The sequence below is a fragment of the Amycolatopsis sp. lyj-109 genome (assembly GCF_046548995.1).
Classification (GTDB): domain Bacteria; phylum Actinomycetota; class Actinomycetes; order Mycobacteriales; family Pseudonocardiaceae; genus Amycolatopsis.
On the sequence record NZ_JAJPWR010000001.1, the window covers coordinates 402,989 to 420,770 of the forward strand.

Here is a 17,782-nt window from a genome sequence, read left to right on the forward strand (position 1 = left end):
CTCACACGTTACCAATCGGGTCGGCGGCCGGCCATCCCTTAACTGCATAGCTCAGCGGGCGGCGTCCGCGGCTTTCCGGGCGGCGGTGGCGGCCGCGTCGGCTTCGTCGAAGGCCGCTTTCGCCGTCTCGAACTCCGTCTTCGCCCGTTCGGCGCGTTCCTCGGCTTCCGCCAGGCGCTCGCGCAGGTCGTCGACGCGGGCGGCGGCCTGCTCGGCCGCGCGTTCGGTGCGGACCAGGTCGCGTTCGGCCACCGCGCGTTCCTTGTCCCGCTCGGCGGCTTCCTTGCGCAGGCGCTCGCGTTCCGCGCGAGCCTGGACCCGCTCCTCTTCTTCACGCCGGTGGTCGCGCTTCGGCCGGGCCGGCTCGGCCTTGTCCACCAGCTTCTGCGGGCGCTTCCCGGTGGCGGGCGGGACGCTCGCGGCGAGGCTGAACCACTGGTCGGTGTCCTGGTGCGCCACCGACGTCAGCCGCCCGGCGAGCGCCAGCGCGGCGGTGTCCGGCTCGGCCGCGACGGCCTCCAGGGTCGCTTCCACCTCGCGGGTCACCGGGTCGCTCATCGACGGCAGCTCGTGGAGGATCCGCCGCACCAGCTCGCCGCGGCGCCGGGTCAGCGCGCGCAGCTCGTCACCGGCCAGCCGGGTGTGCGCGTCCCGCAGTTCGGCGCCGAGCTCGGCCAGTTCGCGCAGCTGGTCGGAGTCGTCCCTGGCCAGGCCGTTGACGATCGCCGCGGCCGTGGTCGGTTTGCGAAGCTGCTGGATCCGCTTCGCGAGCTCGGCGTCTCCACCGGCCTTCGCGGCCTTGACCGCCGCGTTGCGCGCGCTGACGAACTCCGCGAGGTCACCCCCGTAGAGCTCGCCGGCCACCGTGTCGAAGTCCATCGCGGTCCAGCGAACCACATCGGACTGGTGCGGGCACCCGGTGAGGAGTCATCATCGGGGGATGTTCTTCGATCTGGGTGTCCGGGACTTCCTCGACCGCGCGGAAACGGTGTATCCGGACCGCGTCGCGGTGGTCGACGAGCCGGACCAGCCCGCGCCGAGCTGGGGTTCGCTCACCTACCGCGAGGTGGCGCGCCGGGCCCGCGCGCAGGCCGCCCACCTCGACGCACTGGGCGTGCCGGCCGGCGGGCGCGTCGCGATGGTGTCGCACAACGCCGCGCGGCTGCTCGTGTCGTTCTTCGGCGTGTCCGCCTGGGGCCGGGTCCTGGTCCCGGTCAACTTCCGGCTGGCTCCCGCCGAGGTCAAGTACATAGTGGAGCACTCCGGGGCGGAGGTGCTGATCGTCGACCCGGAGCTGGCGCACCTGCTGGACACGGTGACGGCGAAGCACGTGTTCGTCCTCGGCCGCGACGACGACGCCATCTGGGGCGGCGGCGGAACGCCCCGGCCGTGGGACGGCGACGAGTCGGCCACCGCCACCATCAACTACACGTCGGGAACGACGGCCCGGCCGAAGGGCGTGCAGCTCACCCACCGCAACATCTGGCTGAACGCCGCCGTCTTCGGCCTGCACACGACGTTGAGCGACAACGACGTCCTGCTGCACACCCTGCCGATGTTCCACTGCAACGGCTGGGGCATGCCGTACGCGGTGACCGGCCTCGGCGGGCGGCACATCGTGCTCCGGAAGGTCGACGGCACCGAGATCCTGCGCCGCATCGACGAGCACGGCGTCACCATCCTCTGCGCGGCCCCCGCGGTGGTCACCGCGGCGCTGGACGGCGCCGCGAAGTGGGACGGCGAGATCCCGGGCCGCGACCGCGTCCGGATCGTCGTGGCCGGCGCACCGCCGCCGACTCGCACGATCGAGCGGGTCCGGGCCGAGCTGGGCTGGGAGTTCATCCAGATCTACGGGCTCACCGAGACCGCGCCGCTGCTGACGGTCAACCGGATGCGCAGCGAGTGGGCGGACCTCGACCCGCACGAGCAGGCGCGGCTGCTGGGCCGCGCGGGAACGCCGGCGCTGGGCGTCCGGATCGCTGTCGACACCGACGGTGAGGTGCTCGCCCAGTCGAACCACAACCTGGACGGCTACTGGGAGAACCCGGCGGAGACGGCCCGGGTCCAGGAGGGCAATTGGTTCCACACCGGCGACGGCGGTGCGTTCGAGGACGGCTACCTGACGATCGCGGACCGCAAGAAGGACGTGATCATCTCCGGCGGCGAGAACGTGTCGTCGATCGAGGTGGAGGACGCGCTGAACTCGCACCCGGCGATCCGCGAGGCCGCGGTGATCGGCATCCCCGACGAGAAGTGGGGCGAGCTGGTGACGGCGCTGGTCGTGGTCGAGGGCGAGGTCACGGCCGAGGAGCTGATCCGGCACTGCCGGGAGTACCTGGCCGGGTACAAGTGCCCGAAGCGGATCGAATTCCTGGACGCGCTGCCCCGGACGGCCACCGGCAAGATCCAGAAGTTCAAGCTCCGGGAGCCGTTCTGGAAAGGGCAGTCGAGGCAGGTCAACTAACGGACCAGCCGGAAGAACGTCCGCACCTCGTCGGCGAACAGTTCAGGCTGCTCGTACGCCGCGAAGTGGCCGCCCCGCCCGAGCTCGTGCCAATGCCGGATGTCGGTGTACCGCTTGGCCGCCCAGCGGCGTGACGGGCGTGGCATCTCCGCGGGGAAGATCGAGCAGCCCACCGGGACGTCGACCGTGTCCTCCGTCGCCTCCGAGAACCACTTCTGGACCTTGCGGATGCTCTCCCAGTACAGCCGCGCCGACGATGCGGCCGTGCCGGTGAGCCAGTACAGCGTGATGTCGTCCAGCAGCTCGTCGCGGGTGAACGGGAAGCCGTCGGACCAGGCATGGAACTTTTCCACCAGCCAGCCGCACAGGCCCGCCGGGGAGTCGAGCAGGCTGTAGCCGATCGTCTGCGGGCGGGTCGACTGCACCACCGAATATCCGTCTTCCCAGCGCTGGGCGTGTTCCAGCGCGTCCAGCGCTGCCCGCTCGGACGGCGTCAGGTCGTCGAAGGTCGCCGGGTCCGGGGCCGCGATCGGCGGGTTCAGGTGGATGCCCGCCAGGTGCGCCGCGTCCTGCTGGGCCAGCGACGTCGTGATCGACGTCCCCCAGTCGCCGCCCTGCGCGCCGTAGCGCGAGTAACCCAGGCGGCCCATCAACGACGCCCACGCCGCCGCGATCCGCTCGATCCCCCAGCCCGGCGCCGACGGCTTGTCGCTGAAGCCGTAGCCCGGCAGCGACGGGATCACCAGGTGGAACTCCTCGGAAAGCGGCTCGATCACCTTCGAGAACTCGAGGAACGAGCCGGGCCAGCCGTGCGTGAGGAGCAGCGGCAACGCGGCCGGATCCGGGGAGCGCACGTGCAGGAAGTGGATGCCCAGTCCGTCGATTTCGGTGCGGTACTGCGGAAACCGGTTCAGCCGCGCTTCCGTGCGGCGCCAGTCGTACTCCGCCGCCCAGTACTCGCACAGCGGACGCAGATACTCCAGCGGCGTGCCCTGGCTCCAGTCCGCCACGGGTCCGGCTTCGGGCCAGCGCGTCCGGCGCAGCCGCGCGCGCAGGTCATCGAGATCGGCGTCGGGGACGTCGATCCGGAACGGGGTGATCACGCCGGCGCGTAGGTCAGCTGCACGACGCCGTTGCCGAAGGTCGCCGATTTCTCGAGCACCAGAGGGAACGACGGCCCGTCCTCGGGGAACAACCGTTTTCCCCGGCCCACGACGATCGGGTACAGCAGCAGGTTCAGCTCGTCGATCAGCCCTTCGGACAGCAGCCACCGCACTGTCGTCGTGCTGCCGCTGGTCATGATGTCCCCGCCGGGCCCGGCCTTCAGCGTCCGGACCGCCTCGGCCGGGTCGCCGGTGAGCAGCGTCGAGTTGTTCCAGCCGACTTCGGACAACGTGGTCGAAAGCACGTATTTGCGCACGTTGTTCATGAACTCGGCACCTTCGTCCTCCTCGGCGGTCCGGCCGGGCCACGCCTCGGCGAATCCTTGGTAGGTGACGCGCCCGAGCAGCATCGCGTCGGCGGCGGCCATTCCGCTGCCGACCGCCTGGCCGATTTCGTCGCTCCAGTACCGCAACGACCACTTGTCCGGCGCTTCGACCACGCCGTCCAGCGAGATGAACAGGTTCGAGACGATCTTGCGCATGGGCCCACTATAGACCGGCGGAACGTCAAGACCGTCCACTCGCGACAGTCACACTGTCCGCCTCCGCCCGGGCCCGCTCCTCCTCGGTCGCCGGTTCCAGGCGCGCCGGAACGTCCTTGTGGTGTGGCGTGCCCGCGATCGGGTCGCGGTCCAGCGCGTCCGTCAGGAGGTTGATCCGCGGGCCGCTGACCACCCGGCGGCCGTCGGCGGCCGGGTAGGCCATGCCGTAGCCGTGCGGCAACGCGAGCTGGCCCGGCCGCAGCGCGGGATCGGCCTCGGCGCGGACGACCACCCGCCCCGCCGCCGTCACGACGGCCACCCAGTCCCCCGGCGAAGCACCGATCGACGCCAGTTCCTCGGGACGAGCGCGCAGGGCGCCGTCCGGATCGGTGCGGCGCCAGCGCGGGTCACGCAGGATCTGGTTCGCGTTGTGCGCCCGCCGCTGCCCGTTGAGCAGCGAAAACGGGTATTCCGGGTCGGGCTGTTCGGCGGCCGGGTCCAGCGCGGCCAGCCAGTCCAGCAGCTCCGGGACGGCCAGCCGGACGCGCTCGCGGCGCAGCAGGCTCCACACTTCGTCCTGTTCGTGCGCCGAAAACGGCGTCGGACCGGCCAGGACGCGCTCGAAGAGCTCTTCTCCGAGCCGCGGCGGGGTGGCCGAGCTGCCCAGCGCACGCTGCACCGGCACGGTCATCGTCTTCGCCGCACGGTGGCAGCCCGCCCACAGCGGCGCGATCGACGCCGCGCCGTCGGGCAGCGACGCGCCGAGAGTGCGGTAGAGCAGCACCGGCAGGATCGCCCCGCGCTCGGGCATCGCCTGGATCAGGGCGCCGAGCCCGGCCTGCAGCTCCGAGCGCGGCCTGGCGGCCAGTTCGGCGAGGACGTCGGACGCCGGCAGCACGCCGAGCGCGTCGAACAGCCGCGCGTAGATCTCGGCCTCGACGAGCGTGCCCGGCAGCGGGTCCAGCAACGGCCGCCGCAGCTGGAAGTAGTTCGTCGGCCATTCGAAGGTGAAGAGGGTGAACTCCCACTTCTCGTGCTGGGACGCCGCGGGCAGCACGTAGTCGGCCAGCGCGGCCGTCTCGGTGTAGGCGACGTCGACCACCACGGACAGCTCCGCCGCCCGGAGCGCGCGTTCGACGTCCCGCGTCCCCGCGAAGGTGTTCGCCGGGTTCGACGATTCCACCCACACCGCGCGGACGCGGTTCGGGTGGTCGGCGAGGACCTCCTCGGCGAAGGTGTTCGCCGGCAGCAGGCCGCCGATGTACTCGAAGCCGGTGATCTCGGAGCGCTGCCCGGTCGTCGCGCCCCACAGCGGCAGCAGCCACGAGTGCAGGTTGTTCGTACCGCGCCGGCCGAAGTGCCCGGTGAGCAGGTACAGCAGCTTTTCCAGGTAGCTGTTGAGCGTCGAGTGCCGGCCCTGCTGGATGCCGAGCTCGACGCGCACGGTCATCGCCTTGGCCGCGCACATCAGGTCGACGGCCCGCTCGACGTCCACACGGGACACTTCGGCGTGCGCGATCCACGCGTCCACCGGCACTTTCGCCAGCACGGCGGCGACTTCGTCGAACCCTTCGGTCCGCGCGGCGAGAAATTCCTCGTCGGCAGCACCCCGTTCGAGGAGCAGCGCCAGGATCGCGCCCAGCAGGTAGGCGTCGGTGCCCGGGCGCAGCGGGAGGTGCAGGTCGGCCAGCTCCGCGGTCTCGGTGCGCCGCGGGTCGATCACGATCATCCGGCGGTCCGGGTCGTTCCTGAGCGTGTTGAGCGCCTGCCGGGCGTTGCTGAACCCGTGCGCCTGCCAGGGGTTGCAGCCGAGCACGACGAGCAGGTCGCAGTGCTCGACGTCTTCGGCGGTGTGCACGGTGGTCGAGCCGAACAGGTGCCCGTTGACCCAGAAGTCACCGCTCTTCTCCTGCGACAGCGCGTTGAAGTGCCGTGTCGAGTTCATCCACTTCAGCAGCGACGCGCCGTACGCGCCGCCGGAGTGGTTGCCCTGGCCACCGCCGCCGACGTAGGCGAACGAGCCGGGCCGCCCGGCTTCGGTGTCGGCGTCCCGGATCGCGTGCAGTTTCGCGGCGATCTCGGTGAGCGCGGTGTCCCAGCCGATCGGTTCGTGGGTGCCGTCCGGACGGCGGCGCAGCGGCGTCGTCAGACGGTCTTCGTGGTCGCCGTACCAGGTCAGGCGCTGCGCCTTCTGGCACAGGTAGCCGCCCGAGCGCGGGTGCGCCTTGTCGCCGCGGACGCGGGTGATCTTCCGGCCCTCGAGCTGCACCTCCAGCCCGCAGTTGAGGTAGCAGAGGCTGCACGCGGTGCGCTGCCACTCGCCGGTCATATCAGCTCCAATGCACGTCCGAGCGTCGTGAGGCGTGCTTCGAGCGTTTCGCCGGCCGGGTAGAGCCGGACGGTGTCGATGCCGGTGTCGCGCCAGACGCGCAACCGTTCGCGCACCATCTCTTCGGTGCCGATCAGCGTCGTGCCGAGCACCATTTCGTCGGTGACGAGCGCGGTGGCGCCGTCGCGGTCACCGGCCTGCCAGCGCGCACGGACCTCGGCGGCGACGTCCGCCCAGCCCTGGCGGCTGTAGGCGTTGTTGTAGAAGTTCGTCGTGGCCGAGCCCATCCCGCCGAGGCTGAAGGCCAGTTCCTTCTTGCGGCTGCCGACTAAGGTGCGCAGCTCGTCTTCGTTGTCCGCGAAGGCGACTTCGGCGCCCTGGCAGACGTCGATGTCCTTGCGCCGCCTGCCTGCCTTCGCGAGTCCGGCGTCGAGATGCGCGAAGTAGGCGTCGGCGCCTTCGGGCACGAAGCTGGTGCCGAGCCAGCCGTCCGCAACCTCGCCGGTGAGCTCCAGGAGCATCGGCGACAGCGTCGCGAGGTAGATCGGGATGTCCGGGTTCGGCGCGGTGGACAGCCGCATCGGGCGCGCTTCGCCGGGCAACGGGATCTCGAAAGCCTTGCCGGAGAACGAGATCTTCTCCCCCGCGAAGGCCTGACGGATGATCTCGACGGTCTCGCGCATGCGCGTCAGCGGCTTCGCGAACGGGACGCCGTGCAGGCCCTCGACGACCTGCGGCCCGGACGGCCCGAGACCGAGCGCGAACCGGCCGCCGGACAGGTCGGCGAGGGTGAGCGCGGCCTGCGCGATGGCGACCGGCGTGCGCGTGCCCAGCTGGATGATCCCGGACCCGAGCCGGATCCGGTCGGTGCGGGCGGCGAGGTAGCCGAGCGCGGACGGCGCGTCCGAGCCCCAGGCTTCGGCCACCCAGCAGACGTCGAGGCCGAGTTTCTCCGCTTCCAGCACGAAGTCCAGCGTCGTGCGGGTGTCCGTGGAGAACTCGACGGTCGTCGCGGTCCTCATCGGTTTTCGATCCGGGCCTTGATCGCGGCGAGGTTGCCCGTCATCGCCGTCTCGAACTCCCGCATGCGGACGAAGACGATCTTCTGTTCCTTCTCCGGCATCCGGTCGATGGCGAACGACAGCCCGGACCGGCCGGGGCCCATCCGCATCCACTGGCTCAGGCGCGTGCCGCCGTTGTCGGGAGCGAGGGTGAACTTCCAGACCGCGGTGGGCTCTTCGGGGTCCTGCACGGCCCACGCGAACACGCGCGGCGCTTCGCACTCCACGACGTACGAGGTCGTCTCCCACTCGCCGAACGCGTCGTGCTTGCTGCGGCCGAGGAACTTGCGGCCCTCTTCGCACCACTCGACGGACTGGAGTTCCGGGCTCATCTCGGGCATCAGGGAGATGTCCGAGATGAGCGGCCAGACGTCCTCGGGTGCGGCGTCGATCCAGGTCGAGACTTCGGCCGTCGGCAGGTCGGCGTACCGCGCACCTGTCCACTCCATCGTGGTCGCACTCCCTTCAGGGTCGCTGACCACGATAGTTGCGTAGATGGACTTAGCCTGTCAATCACTCCTGCCGAGCGAAGCGCTCCTCGACGTCCGGACGCTGCGCCAGCCGGAGCGGGAAACCGGGGCCGCGGCGCATCCGCGTGTCGTCCGGCGTCATCGGTTCCCGACACTGCGCGCAGACGGTTTCGGCGTGCGTGTCGTGCCCGCAGGCGAGGTGGTGCACGGTGATCGGCGGCCCGGCCTCGCTCGCGAGCCACTTGTCGCCCCAGCGGGTCATCGCGAGCAGCACCGGGAAGAAGTCACGGCCCTTCTCGGTGAGCACGTAGTCGTAGCGCACCGGCTCGGTCTGGTAGGGCACCTTTTCCAGCAGCCCCTCCTCGACCAGCCGCTTGAGCCGGTCGGCGAGGGTGTTGCGCGCGATGCCGAGCGCCTGCTGGAACTCGTCGAAGCGGCGCACGCCGTAGAAGGCGTCCCGCAGCACCAGCGGCGTCCACCAGTCGCCGAGCAGGTCCATGGTGCGCGCGATCGAGCACGGCCACTGCGCGAACGATGTCCGTTTCATGCAGCGAGCGTACCCCGTTCCGGAAAAGGACTCAGCAGGTCAGCCGGGGCTGTTTCGCGTTCGGCGGGCGGCTCGTCGACGTTGCCGGCCTGGTTGTACACAGTCCGGCGGGGGTGTGGACAACCGGGCCGGCGGCGGGACTGATGCCCGGTTTCCGTCGGGCCGCCTCGATACGCTGGAAGCGGGGGCAGCCCCCGGGAGGGCGGGCCGTGCCGGGCGGGTGCGGCAGCCGGCATCGTCCCGAGGTCAGACGAGGTGCCCGGTGGTCACGTCGACGTGGCCGGGGACCTCGTCGTGCACGTCGCCGACCGTGAGCGTCCCGGCCGGTTCGACGAGCAGCACGCTCGCCCCCGCCTTCGACGACGGCTTGTGGAAGGTGCCCTTCGGGACGACGAAGACCTGCCCGCGGCCGAGCGTGACGACACGTTCGCCCGGGTCGCGCAGGCCGATCTCGATCTCGCCGTCGAGGACGAGGAAGAACTCGTCGGTGTGCTCGTGGACGTGCCAGACGTGCTCGCCGTCGAACCGCGCGAGGCGGATGTCGTAGTCGTTGACGCGGGTGACGATCCGCGGGCTCCAGGCGGCGTCGAAGCTCGCCAGGACTTCGTTGAGGTCGATCGGGTTCATGCGCTTCATGGTGACCCTGGCTTCCGTGGCCGGGGAGTGCTAGGAATCGCACATGCCGCAAGAATTCTCGCACCGGGTCGTCGCGATCGTCACCGAGGAGTCGAACCCGTTCGAGATGGGCGTGGCCACCGAGCTGTTCGGCCTCCGCCGCCCCGAACTCGACCGGCCCTGGTACGACTTCGCGCTCTGCGCGGCGACGCCGTCGGTCCGGATGAACCTCGGCATGTTCACGCTGTCCGACGTGGCCGGTATCGAGGCGGCCGACACGGCGGACACCCTGATCGTCCCGGCCCGCCCGGACACCGACGTCCCGACGGCCCCGGCGATCACCGCGGCGATCCGCCGGGCAGCCGACCGCGGCGCCCGCCTGGTGAGCTTCTGCACGGGGGCGTTCGCCCTCGCCGAAGCAGGCGTGCTCGACGACAGGCGGGCGACCACCCACTGGCAGTGGGCCGCCTCGCTGGCCGCGAAGTTCCCCCGGGTGCACTGGGAACCGGACGTGCTGTTCATCGACGAGGGGAACGTCCTGACGGCGGCGGGCAGCGCGGCTTCGCTGGACCTGGGCCTGCACATCATCCACCGCGACCACGGCGCCGAGGTGGTCAACGCGGTGAGCCGCCGCCTGGTGTTCACCGGCCACCGCGACGGCGGCCAGCGGCAGTTCATCGCGCGCCCGGTGCCGGCGGTCCCGGAGACGTCACTGGCCCCGGTCCTGGCGTGGGCGTTGGAGCGCCTGGACCAGCCCCTGACGGTGCCGGACCTGGCCACCCGTGCGGCGACCAGCCCGGCGACGCTGCACCGGAAGTTCCGCGCTGAGCTGGGGACGACGCCGCTGGCGTGGCTGACGACGGAACGGGTGAGTTTGGCCTGCCGCATGATCGAGCGGGGCGAGCTGCGATTGGACCGGGTGGCTGCTTCGAGCGGCTTCGGGACGGCGGCGAACCTGCGGGCGCAGCTACGGCGGCACACCGGCCTCAGCCCGAGCGCTTACCGCCGCCGCTTCGGCCCGGCTGCGTAACGTCTCAACAGCTCGCGGGCTTCTTCGCGGCAGAGATCGCTGATCAGGGCCAGCAACCGCGCGGCTGAGACGCGAACGTGAGCCGGGGCTTGGTCGTCGTGGGCGATCTCGCGAGCAACGACCGCGGCCGCCTCCCGGTGGTCGCGGTGCAGGCGCGCGGCGGCCCAGGCGCTCCGGCACCGGACGACCGGGCCAAGGGTTTCGTCTCGTGCCATCTCGAGGAGGCCGAGTGCAGCTTCTTCGGGTTGGAACACACCGATCGCCTTCCAGGTCTGCACCCGGGCGAGCGCGTCTTCCCCGGCCAGGAACCGGCGCAACACACCGAGCACGTCGCCGCGCAGATCCGGTCTGCACGACCCCAGCCGCCGGGCGGCTTCCCGGCGCGCGGCAAGCGGAAGTGCCGCGTCCCTCATCAACGCTTCCAAGGCCGCCGTCCCGAGCTCATGTCCTCGTTGCCCCAGCCGGGCGAGGTGCCGGGCGGCCCGCCAGCGCAGTCCCGGGTGGCAGTTCGCGGCGGTCGCGGCCGTCTGATACAGAGCCGCGGCGGCGGCGCGGTCTTGGCCGCTGTACCCGGACAGCCAGTTCGCTGCCTTCAAGCGCAGTGAGAGCGGCTCGCGCTGATCGTCGCGCAGTGCCCGAACGTCGTCCAGGCGTCGCAGACCGCGCAGGATGCCTAGCCGGAGCCGGCCGGCGATCCGCCCGTCGGTCAGGAGATCCTCCAGATCCCTCCGGCTCTGCCCGGGCAGCTCGGAGGTCAGCTCGATGACGACGAACCCTGCTTGGGCCCGGTCACGCCCAGCGCGACCAGGATCGGCCAGCACAGCACGCGCGTCGGCGAGAACACGGTCACGCCAGCGCGGATCGAGCAACGCCAGCTCATGCCGCGCGCGACGGGTGGCACCCCGGCCGCGACCCAGTTCCTCGAGTTCCCGCACGGCTTTCGGTTCGAGCGCAGGCGCGATCCGGCTCAGCGCCACCGCCGCTTCGATCCGGGCTGCCGGGGCCGTTTCCGGGGCGGCTAGACGATCGAGGAGTGCTCGCTCGGCTTCCTCGGCCAGCAGCGCGTCGCTCCACCGGTTCACGCGATCCGACCAGGTCTTCGGCGAGACCAGGCGGTCCCGCACCAGCTCGCGGCCGACGGACCGGCGGTCCTTGCCGGTGAGATCACGCAGCACGCCGGCGCGAACCTTGCCCGAAGTGGCCGTCGGGTCGTGCGCCAGCGCCAGCCCTAGCCGGGTCATCCCGGCCTCGGGGGTGAAGTGGTCGAGCACCCGCAGCGCCTCACCCCGTTCCCCCGGTGTCAACTCCGACGCCCCGGCCAACCGCAGCAACGTCCGGCGCGCGAACTCGCCCGCCGGGCTGCCGAACGCCGCGAGCTGACCGGCCGCGTCGCAGCGTTGGTCGATCGGCTTCCGCTCGTCCACCATCGTCGCGTGGAAGTCCGCGGCGGACGCGGTGACGGTGCGCGGGTCCACGGTGCTCAGCCTCGTCATCGCCCTGGTTCGCCAGGCGGCATCGGCGAACGGGTCTTCCGCCTGCGACCGCAGTTCGGTGCACACGCCGGGGACTTCGACCGTGGCCATTTCCGCGAGCAAGACCGCCGATTGCTGCCGGTGGCGGCAATCCGTATCACGATCGAGCATGACCGCGCGCAGGTCATCCACCACATCAGCGCCGGCCTCGACGGCACTGCGGACACCGCGAATCCAGGCGATCTGCTCCATTTTCGTCCGAAGGCCGAGTACCGTCGCCACGGCATCCGCCGGCGGGATGATGCCGTTTCTCAGCAGGAGGACCGCAGCATCGCACCGCGATTCGGCGTCCACCGCACAATCGACGGCGATCTTCCTCAGCACCGCAAACACATCTTCGTCGTCCAACGCGCCCAAAGCAGCCATCGCTTCCGCGGCGCTGCAGACCCGGTCAGGGCGGCTCTCGGGGGAAAGCACCATGCCTCGCAGCGCATCGGACACGAGACGGCGCGTCGCCGCGCCGGCACGGCTGGCTTGGCGTCCCAGTGTCATGAGCCAGCTGCCGCTGAGGACAGCGTCCCGGATCAGTCCCACCATTCCTCGCGCGGCCACGGCGTGGTAACGGTGGTGCATCGACGTCACGATCAGAACCGCGTCATACCGCTGGCGACCGCTGAGCGCACCGTCGCCGATCACCCGTTCCAGCTGCCGCGCCAGCTTCTCCGGATCAGGAACCTCCCAGCGGTACGACGGGAGACCTTCGCCCCACGCCTCGACGCCCGCCCGTCCGAGCGGCAACCTGCTCATCTCGGCGGAAGCCCGCTGATCCATTTCCGGGAGGAAGCTATCCAGTTGCCGCCACGCTGCCAACCGGGTCCTCAGCGGGAGCGACGCAGCTGTGAGCCGAACGAGCCGGTCGACTGCTTCGGCGTGGAATTCCGGTCCGAGGGAAGCCAATTCGCAGGCCGCGGTCAGTTGAGTTTCCGGGGTCGATTCCGGCCGGTTCAGTGCGGAGCGGAGCCTCGCCACGGCTGATGCCTTGTGAGGAGCCCCCAGCCGGGCGAGGTATCCGAGAGCGCTCATGGCGAGTCCGTCGTATCCCTGCGAATGGTTCGCGACCCGGGTGAGCGCCTCCGCAGCGTCCGGCCACTGGTCAGGTCCCAAGTCGATCAACCTGCTGCCCACCATGAGCAGGAATCCCGGCATCACGGCAGGATCGTCCAGTGCGGAACGGGCCAGCGCCACCGCCCGGACGCGGAACTCGGGTCCGCAGTCGGCGAGCACCGAACCGAGGTACGCCTGGTCCAAGGTGCACCCGGCCGGACCGGTCGCCAATTCGACCACGAGTTCGCCGGCTCGCGCGCGGTATTGCGGGCCGAGCTGCGACAGCACCCGGGCGCTGTCCACTCGGCCGGTGTGGTGCAGCCGGGGGTCGGCGATCCGCTGTTCCAGTGCGGCGGCAGCTTCCGCGGAGTACTCCGGTCCCAGCGACGACAGGCCGCGCGCGGCCTCCTCGATCGCGAGCAGCAGCAGCCATGGACGACGTTGGAGCACAGCCCGGAACACCGCCACACAACGTTCGTGGCATCCGACGTCGATATCCAGCAGGCTGCGTGCAGCGGTCGCGAGGTCCAGGTCGGTCGCGCTCGGGTTCTCCAGCACCGCGGTCAGCGTGTCGACCGCGCAGGCCCGGGGCTCCGGACCCAGCCCGGCCATGACGACGGCGGCGTCGCCGAGCTGCGACGCAGTGGCAGCCGGGCTGTCCATTACTGCCATCAAGCCGTTCACGGCCGCTTCGCGCTCGTCGTCACCGCACTGCGACAACGCTTCAGCCGCGTTGAGCCGGGCCTGCACGTCGATGGCGGCGCCCCGCACGGCCGTCCGGAGTGACGCCACCGCCTCTTCGCGAGCGTCGTTGTCGAGCCGGGTCCCCAGCGCCACGGCGGCCTCGACGCGCGATGGCCACGGCACACCGCCATCCCGCATGAGGGACTGCAACCAGCCCACCAGACCGGGGTGGTGCGCGGCCCTGCTGACCTCGGCGAGGATTTCCCCGCCGGGGTACTGCGTGGTCGCGGCCCACGCACGCGCCGTGGCCAGGAAAGCGTCCACGACGTGCGTTCCCGCCGGCACGTGCCAAGCGAGCAGGCGCGCGGCAAGCAGGTGCTTCTGGGGTCCGCCGTCGTGGAGGTGCCGGATCAGGCGGTCCGCCTCCGCCGGGCGCAACCGCGTGTAGTGCACCATGACGCGCCGAGCGTAGCGACCACGTTCTTCGGGCTCGGCCGCGTGCAGCAACTCGACGATCTCCTGATGTGCCGGGTCGAAGCTCTCTGGAAGTTGCCGCGCCTTCGCACTGGCTGCGAGGTGTTCGGCGAAGCTGTGGTGGAGAAAGCCGAGGTCGTCACCGCGGCGGAGAAAGGGCCCCACCGCAGCCAGGTGTTCGACGAGCTGCTCACGCCAGCCGGTCTCGGCGCCCAGTCCGGGCAGCTCGGCGCCCACCCAGCGGCAGGCCGCGGTCACCAGGGACGTGTCCTCTTCCAGCCGGACCCGGCCGAGGTACTCCAGGAGCGTCCCGCAACACGAGTCGAACGGCCCCGCCTGCATGGGGTGCGCAGATCTCAAATAGTCCAGGTACGTCTCGTACAGCTCGTACTGGTTGTCCGGCAGCGGGCGGTCGACGTATTCGTCGAAGATGATTGCCGCGATCGTGGCCAGCAACGGGACCCGGACCAGCTCATCCAGGTGTGCGTCGCGGATCTGGCGCAAGAACGTCTTGGCGTCGCCGCCGCCTTCCGCGAACCAGTTCCCGGCGAACCTGCGGAACGCCTCCTCATCGAACGGCAGCAGTTCGTAGCGCGCCGCGCCGATGCGCTGGAACGGAGCCAGCGTGGCGCCTTCGATCGGCCGGGTGGTGAGGACGACGCGATACGCCGCGGCGGCGTCCGACGCCCACGTGGCGAGCACGGTGACCAGCAGGTCCCGGATGGTCGTGTCGGCCACCTCGTCCAGTCCGTCGACGAGCAGCAACCACCGACAGCCGGCGACCCGCCCGGCCAGATCGTCCGGCCGCAGCGGATGGGCGAGCATCGCGCCGTACTCGCCACGGACGGTTTCCGCCAGTGCCTCGAAAAAGGGCAGTTCGAGCCGGGTCGCCAGCGCCCGTGCGGTCAACCTCAGCGGAACGACGGGTTCGCTCAGAGGAGCGGAGCCACCGGCGCCCTCCCACTGGCGGGCCACGTCGGCGGCCAGCCGCAGGGACAGGGTGGACTTCCCCTGTCCCGGCCCGCCGGTCACCAGCATGTGCTCACTGCTGTCGAGCGCTTCCGGCATGCTCCGTGACGGTGGCCGCACGGTAATCCGCGCCGCCGGTGGGCCTGGAACGTCGATGAGCCGTCCCGCGCTGTCGAGAACGGGAAGCGGACGTGCCTGATCGGACGGTGGCAACTCGGTCCCGGTCGTCACGTCCTGGCGGACGTAGACCGTCGACAGCGAGGTACGACGTGCTCCGCGCAGCCGATACGGCATGGTATCGGCGTTGCGGACCTGCGCGCGCAGCAAGGAAACGATCTTCGGGGGCAGCTCGGGGAGGACCGACCAGTCCGTCGGCGGAACGGCTGGATCGGTGGTCTGTGCCTCGTTCGCGATGCCGACGTACATGTCGCCGTGGACCGCCCCGATCTGCAGCGCGGAACCGGCGACCTTGCCGGAGATCAGGTTGGCTGTCTCCGGCCGCACTTCCTCTGCCACACACCCTCCTCCTGCCGGGCCGGCACCCTCCCGCGCGGAATCGCCTCGCAGCGTATCCCGCGGGACCGGCCACACGAGCGGCCGACAATCCCGCATACGCGAGAAAGAACCGCGCAACCGGCGTTCAGGTGAACGAGCGCGCGGAAGCCACTCGCTCGGCCGAACCATATTCGGTGATGACGGACAGCGTCACCCCAGCGATGCGAGCGCCTCGGCCAGCGCGTCCCGCTGCAGCCGGGCCGGATAGGTCTGCGGGTCGGCCGCGGCCAGGACGTTCAGCCCCTCCACCAACGCCACCAGGCTCTTCGTCGCCAGCTCGAGCCGCTCGTCCGTCCACTCAGGACGGCAGGACGCCACCAACCGGTTGACTCGCGCCAAGAACGAACGGTTCGCCGCGCGGTGGCGTTCGGCCAGGTCGTCGTCGGCCAGGGCCGCCGCCAGGAAGCCCACCCAGACCCGGGATTCCTCGTGGTGGCCGTGCGGGAGGTCCGCCGCCTGGCCGAGCACTGCCGCGAGCGCGTCGGACGGCCGGACGCACGCCGCTTCCGCCGCGTCCGCGCGGACCGCCGTGCGCTCGTACAGCAGGTCGCGTGCGTGCAGCAGCAACGCCTTCTTCGTCGGGAACGCGTGCATCACCAGGCCGGTCGTGCAGCCGGCGCGCTCGGCGACCGCGCGCAGCGTCAGCCCCGGCAGGCCTTCGTCGGCGAGGACCTGCCAGGTCGCGTTCGACAGCAGGTCGCGCTGGGCCTGGACGTCGCGCTGCTTGGGCATGGCCCGGAAGCGTAACAGATGCTACGGTAACGCCTGTTACGGAAAAGGGAGTGCGCCTTGACGATCGACTGCACGCTGACGATCACCCAGGTGACCTGGGAAAATCCCGACGCCGTCCGTCTGCGCGAAGCCCAGCGGACCGAGCTCGACGCCCGCTACGGCACCGACGACCACGAACCCGGCGCGGTCCCCACCGCCGAGACCGTCGCCGTGTTCCTGCTCGCGCGCGACACCGGCGGCGCCGCCGTGGGCTGCGGCGGACTGCGGCTGCTCGGACCCGGGTCGGGCGAGGTCAAGCGCATGTACGTCGAGCCGGCGGCCCGCGGCACCGGCGTCGCGGCCGCCCTGCTGCGCGCCCTCGAAAACCACGCGCGGAACCTCGGCATCACGCGACTGCTGCTGGAAACCGGCACCGGGCAGCCGGACGCGATCCGGTTCTACCAGCGCGAAGGCTACGCACCGATCGAGGCGTACGGGCCGTACCGCGACGAACCGCTGTCACGCTGCTTCGCCCGCGACCTGTGATCGGTTTTCCGATGGCCGGCCCAGGCTGAGCTATTGGCGGCCGGGTGCGCACCGGGCCTACGGTCGACGTACCGTTCCCTCCACCAACCGGAGTTTCCCTTGCGCATCAAGCAGATCGGTGTCGTGCTGGCCACGGCCGCCGTCCTGGCGGTTCCGGCCGCGCCCGCCCAAGCGGCGTCGAGGATCATCCCGCTCGACCTCTCCGCCGGGCAGCAGCCCGAGAACATCGCCCTGGAACCCGACGGCTCCGCCGACCTCACCTTCGCCTACACCGGCGAAATCGGCCGGGTCACGCCCGGCGGGCAGGTCGGTGTCATCGCCCGGATCCCCACCCCCGCCGACGGCGACGTCCCGGTGGTGCACCGGAAACTGTTCCTCGGCGGGCTCGTCCGCGCTCCGGGCGGCGACCTCTACGTGGCTGTTTCGACCGGCACGGCGGCGACCGGCCTCTACCGCGTCCGCCCCGGAACCGCACCGGTGCAGGTGGCCGCGCTGCCGCCGGCCGGCTTCCAGAACGGCGTCGCCCGCGATCCCGCCAGCGGAGACGTCTTCGTCGCCGACTCGTTCGGCTCGGTCGTCCGGCGGGTCTCCCCGCGCACCGGCAAGGTCACCGACTGGGCCACCGGCGACCTGCTCGCCCCGGCCGGCGGCTTCGGCGCGAACGGCGTCAAGGTCCACGAGGGCGCGGTCTGGGTGTCCAACCTGGACCGCGGCACGCTGGTCCGGTTCCCGCTCAGCGGAGCACCCGGCCGGGTCGTCGCCTCGGGTCTCGGGCCGGTCGACGACTTCGCGTTCCACGGCGGGAACGTCGTCGCGGCCGTCAACCAGGAGAACCGGGTCGTCACGGTCGGCCGCGACGGAGTCCGGACCATCTTGTCCACTTCGGATGGATTGGCCAACCCGACCTCGGTGGCCGTCCGCGGTGACACCCTGTATGTGGCCGACAGCGCGTACTTCGGCGGGACGCCCAACCTGTTGCGCGCCCGGTTGAAATGACCGTGCATCCGCACGCGGATTGTGCACGCGCTTCCTGTGAGCTCCGGGAAACGGTTGCTGGGAACCAAATCCACCGGTAAGTTGGCGGACCCCGGTGTTCGTCATCGGTC

General features: G+C 70.9%; 14 protein-coding genes. 4 read left to right on the forward strand and 10 right to left on the reverse strand.

What is annotated here, in order from left to right; translation table 11 throughout:
- Positions 1–51 precede the first annotated feature (51 nt).
- Positions 52–879, reverse strand: a complete 828-nt coding sequence (locus ACLJQF_RS01850; protein WP_410606421.1) for a hypothetical protein — start codon at positions 877–879, stop codon at positions 52–54.
- A gap of 61 nt (positions 880–940) precedes the next feature.
- Here ACLJQF_RS01850 and ACLJQF_RS01855 point away from each other — a divergent pair, with 61 nt between their 5' ends.
- Positions 941–2,464: an AMP-binding protein gene (locus ACLJQF_RS01855; protein WP_410606422.1), complete on the forward strand. Its 1,524-nt coding sequence runs from the start codon at positions 941–943 to the stop codon at positions 2,462–2,464.
- Here ACLJQF_RS01855 and ACLJQF_RS01860 read toward each other — a convergent pair.
- The 7 genes from ACLJQF_RS01860 to ACLJQF_RS01890 all read right to left on the reverse strand — a co-directional run bounded on the left by ACLJQF_RS01860 (position 2,461) and on the right by ACLJQF_RS01890 (position 9,152).
- A complete protein-coding gene (locus tag ACLJQF_RS01860) occupies positions 2,461–3,567 on the reverse strand; it encodes an epoxide hydrolase family protein (protein WP_410606423.1) in 1,107 nt (368 codons plus the stop codon). The genes ACLJQF_RS01855 and ACLJQF_RS01860 overlap by 4 nt on opposite strands.
- Positions 3,564–4,109, reverse strand: coding sequence for a dihydrofolate reductase family protein (locus ACLJQF_RS01865; protein WP_410606424.1), 546 nt, complete (start codon positions 4,107–4,109; stop codon positions 3,564–3,566). Before ACLJQF_RS01865 ends, ACLJQF_RS01860 begins: the two co-directional genes overlap by 4 nt.
- Before the next feature lie 25 nt (positions 4,110–4,134).
- Positions 4,135–6,438, reverse strand: a complete 2,304-nt coding sequence (locus ACLJQF_RS01870; protein WP_410606425.1) for a molybdopterin-dependent oxidoreductase — start codon at positions 6,436–6,438, stop codon at positions 4,135–4,137.
- Entirely contained in the window at positions 6,435–7,460 is a 1,026-nt protein-coding gene (locus tag ACLJQF_RS01875) for an LLM class flavin-dependent oxidoreductase (RefSeq protein WP_410606426.1), read from the reverse strand. The genes ACLJQF_RS01870 and ACLJQF_RS01875 overlap by 4 nt, the downstream gene beginning before the upstream one ends.
- On the reverse strand, positions 7,457–7,948 hold the full coding sequence (locus ACLJQF_RS01880; protein ID WP_410606427.1) for an SRPBCC family protein: 492 nt from the start codon (positions 7,946–7,948) through the stop codon (positions 7,457–7,459). Before ACLJQF_RS01880 ends, ACLJQF_RS01875 begins: the two co-directional genes overlap by 4 nt.
- A 64-nt stretch (positions 7,949–8,012) precedes the next feature.
- Positions 8,013–8,516, reverse strand: coding sequence for a winged helix-turn-helix transcriptional regulator (locus ACLJQF_RS01885; RefSeq protein ID WP_410606428.1), 504 nt, complete (start codon positions 8,514–8,516; stop codon positions 8,013–8,015).
- Positions 8,517–8,762: 246 nt separating this feature from the next.
- On the reverse strand, positions 8,763–9,152 hold the full coding sequence (locus ACLJQF_RS01890) for a cupin domain-containing protein (protein ID WP_410606429.1): 390 nt from the start codon (positions 9,150–9,152) through the stop codon (positions 8,763–8,765).
- Between the two features lie 43 nt (positions 9,153–9,195).
- Between ACLJQF_RS01890 and ACLJQF_RS01895 the strand changes: the two genes are divergently transcribed.
- Positions 9,196–10,161, forward strand: coding sequence for a helix-turn-helix domain-containing protein (locus tag ACLJQF_RS01895; protein ID WP_410606430.1), 966 nt, complete (start codon positions 9,196–9,198; stop codon positions 10,159–10,161).
- On the opposite strand, the gene ACLJQF_RS01900 is transcribed toward ACLJQF_RS01895, so the two are convergent.
- Together ACLJQF_RS01900 and ACLJQF_RS01905 are read right to left on the reverse strand one after the other, a co-directional pair.
- Positions 10,131–15,380 (reverse strand): hypothetical protein, encoded by a 5,250-nt coding sequence (locus ACLJQF_RS01900; RefSeq protein ID WP_410606431.1) that lies wholly within the window; start codon positions 15,378–15,380, stop codon positions 10,131–10,133. The genes ACLJQF_RS01895 and ACLJQF_RS01900 overlap by 31 nt on opposite strands.
- A 189-nt stretch (positions 15,381–15,569) precedes the next feature.
- Positions 15,570–16,151, reverse strand: coding sequence for a TetR/AcrR family transcriptional regulator (locus ACLJQF_RS01905; RefSeq protein WP_410606432.1), 582 nt, complete (start codon positions 16,149–16,151; stop codon positions 15,570–15,572).
- A 57-nt stretch (positions 16,152–16,208) separates the two neighbouring features.
- Here ACLJQF_RS01905 and ACLJQF_RS01910 point away from each other — a divergent pair, with 57 nt between their 5' ends.
- A complete protein-coding gene (locus ACLJQF_RS01910; RefSeq protein WP_410606433.1) occupies positions 16,209–16,676 on the forward strand; it encodes a GNAT family N-acetyltransferase in 468 nt (155 codons plus the stop codon).
- A gap of 99 nt (positions 16,677–16,775) precedes the next feature.
- On the forward strand, positions 16,776–17,672 hold the full coding sequence (locus ACLJQF_RS01915; RefSeq protein ID WP_410606434.1) for a hypothetical protein: 897 nt from the start codon (positions 16,776–16,778) through the stop codon (positions 17,670–17,672).
- Positions 17,673–17,782: the final 110 nt, after the last annotated feature.

What these genes read in the sequence shown, in the direction of transcription:
- ACLJQF_RS01850 (WP_410606421.1), bottom strand. Translation starts at nt 879, where the DNA reads ATGGACTTCGACACGGTGGCCGGCGAGCTCTACGGGGGTGACCTCGCG.
- ACLJQF_RS01855 (WP_410606422.1), top strand. Translation starts at nt 941, where the DNA reads ATGTTCTTCGATCTGGGTGTCCGGGACTTCCTCGACCGCGCGGAAACG.
- ACLJQF_RS01865 (WP_410606424.1), bottom strand. Translation starts at nt 4,109, where the DNA reads ATGCGCAAGATCGTCTCGAACCTGTTCATCTCGCTGGACGGCGTGGTC.
- ACLJQF_RS01870 (WP_410606425.1), bottom strand. Translation starts at nt 6,438, where the DNA reads ATGACCGGCGAGTGGCAGCGCACCGCGTGCAGCCTCTGCTACCTCAAC.
- ACLJQF_RS01875 (WP_410606426.1), bottom strand. Translation starts at nt 7,460, where the DNA reads ATGAGGACCGCGACGACCGTCGAGTTCTCCACGGACACCCGCACGACG.
- ACLJQF_RS01880 (WP_410606427.1), bottom strand. Translation starts at nt 7,948, where the DNA reads ATGGAGTGGACAGGTGCGCGGTACGCCGACCTGCCGACGGCCGAAGTC.
- ACLJQF_RS01885 (WP_410606428.1), bottom strand. Translation starts at nt 8,516, where the DNA reads ATGAAACGGACATCGTTCGCGCAGTGGCCGTGCTCGATCGCGCGCACC.
- ACLJQF_RS01890 (WP_410606429.1), bottom strand. Translation starts at nt 9,152, where the DNA reads ATGAAGCGCATGAACCCGATCGACCTCAACGAAGTCCTGGCGAGCTTC.
- ACLJQF_RS01895 (WP_410606430.1), top strand. Translation starts at nt 9,196, where the DNA reads ATGCCGCAAGAATTCTCGCACCGGGTCGTCGCGATCGTCACCGAGGAG.
- ACLJQF_RS01905 (WP_410606432.1), bottom strand. Translation starts at nt 16,151, where the DNA reads ATGCCCAAGCAGCGCGACGTCCAGGCCCAGCGCGACCTGCTGTCGAAC.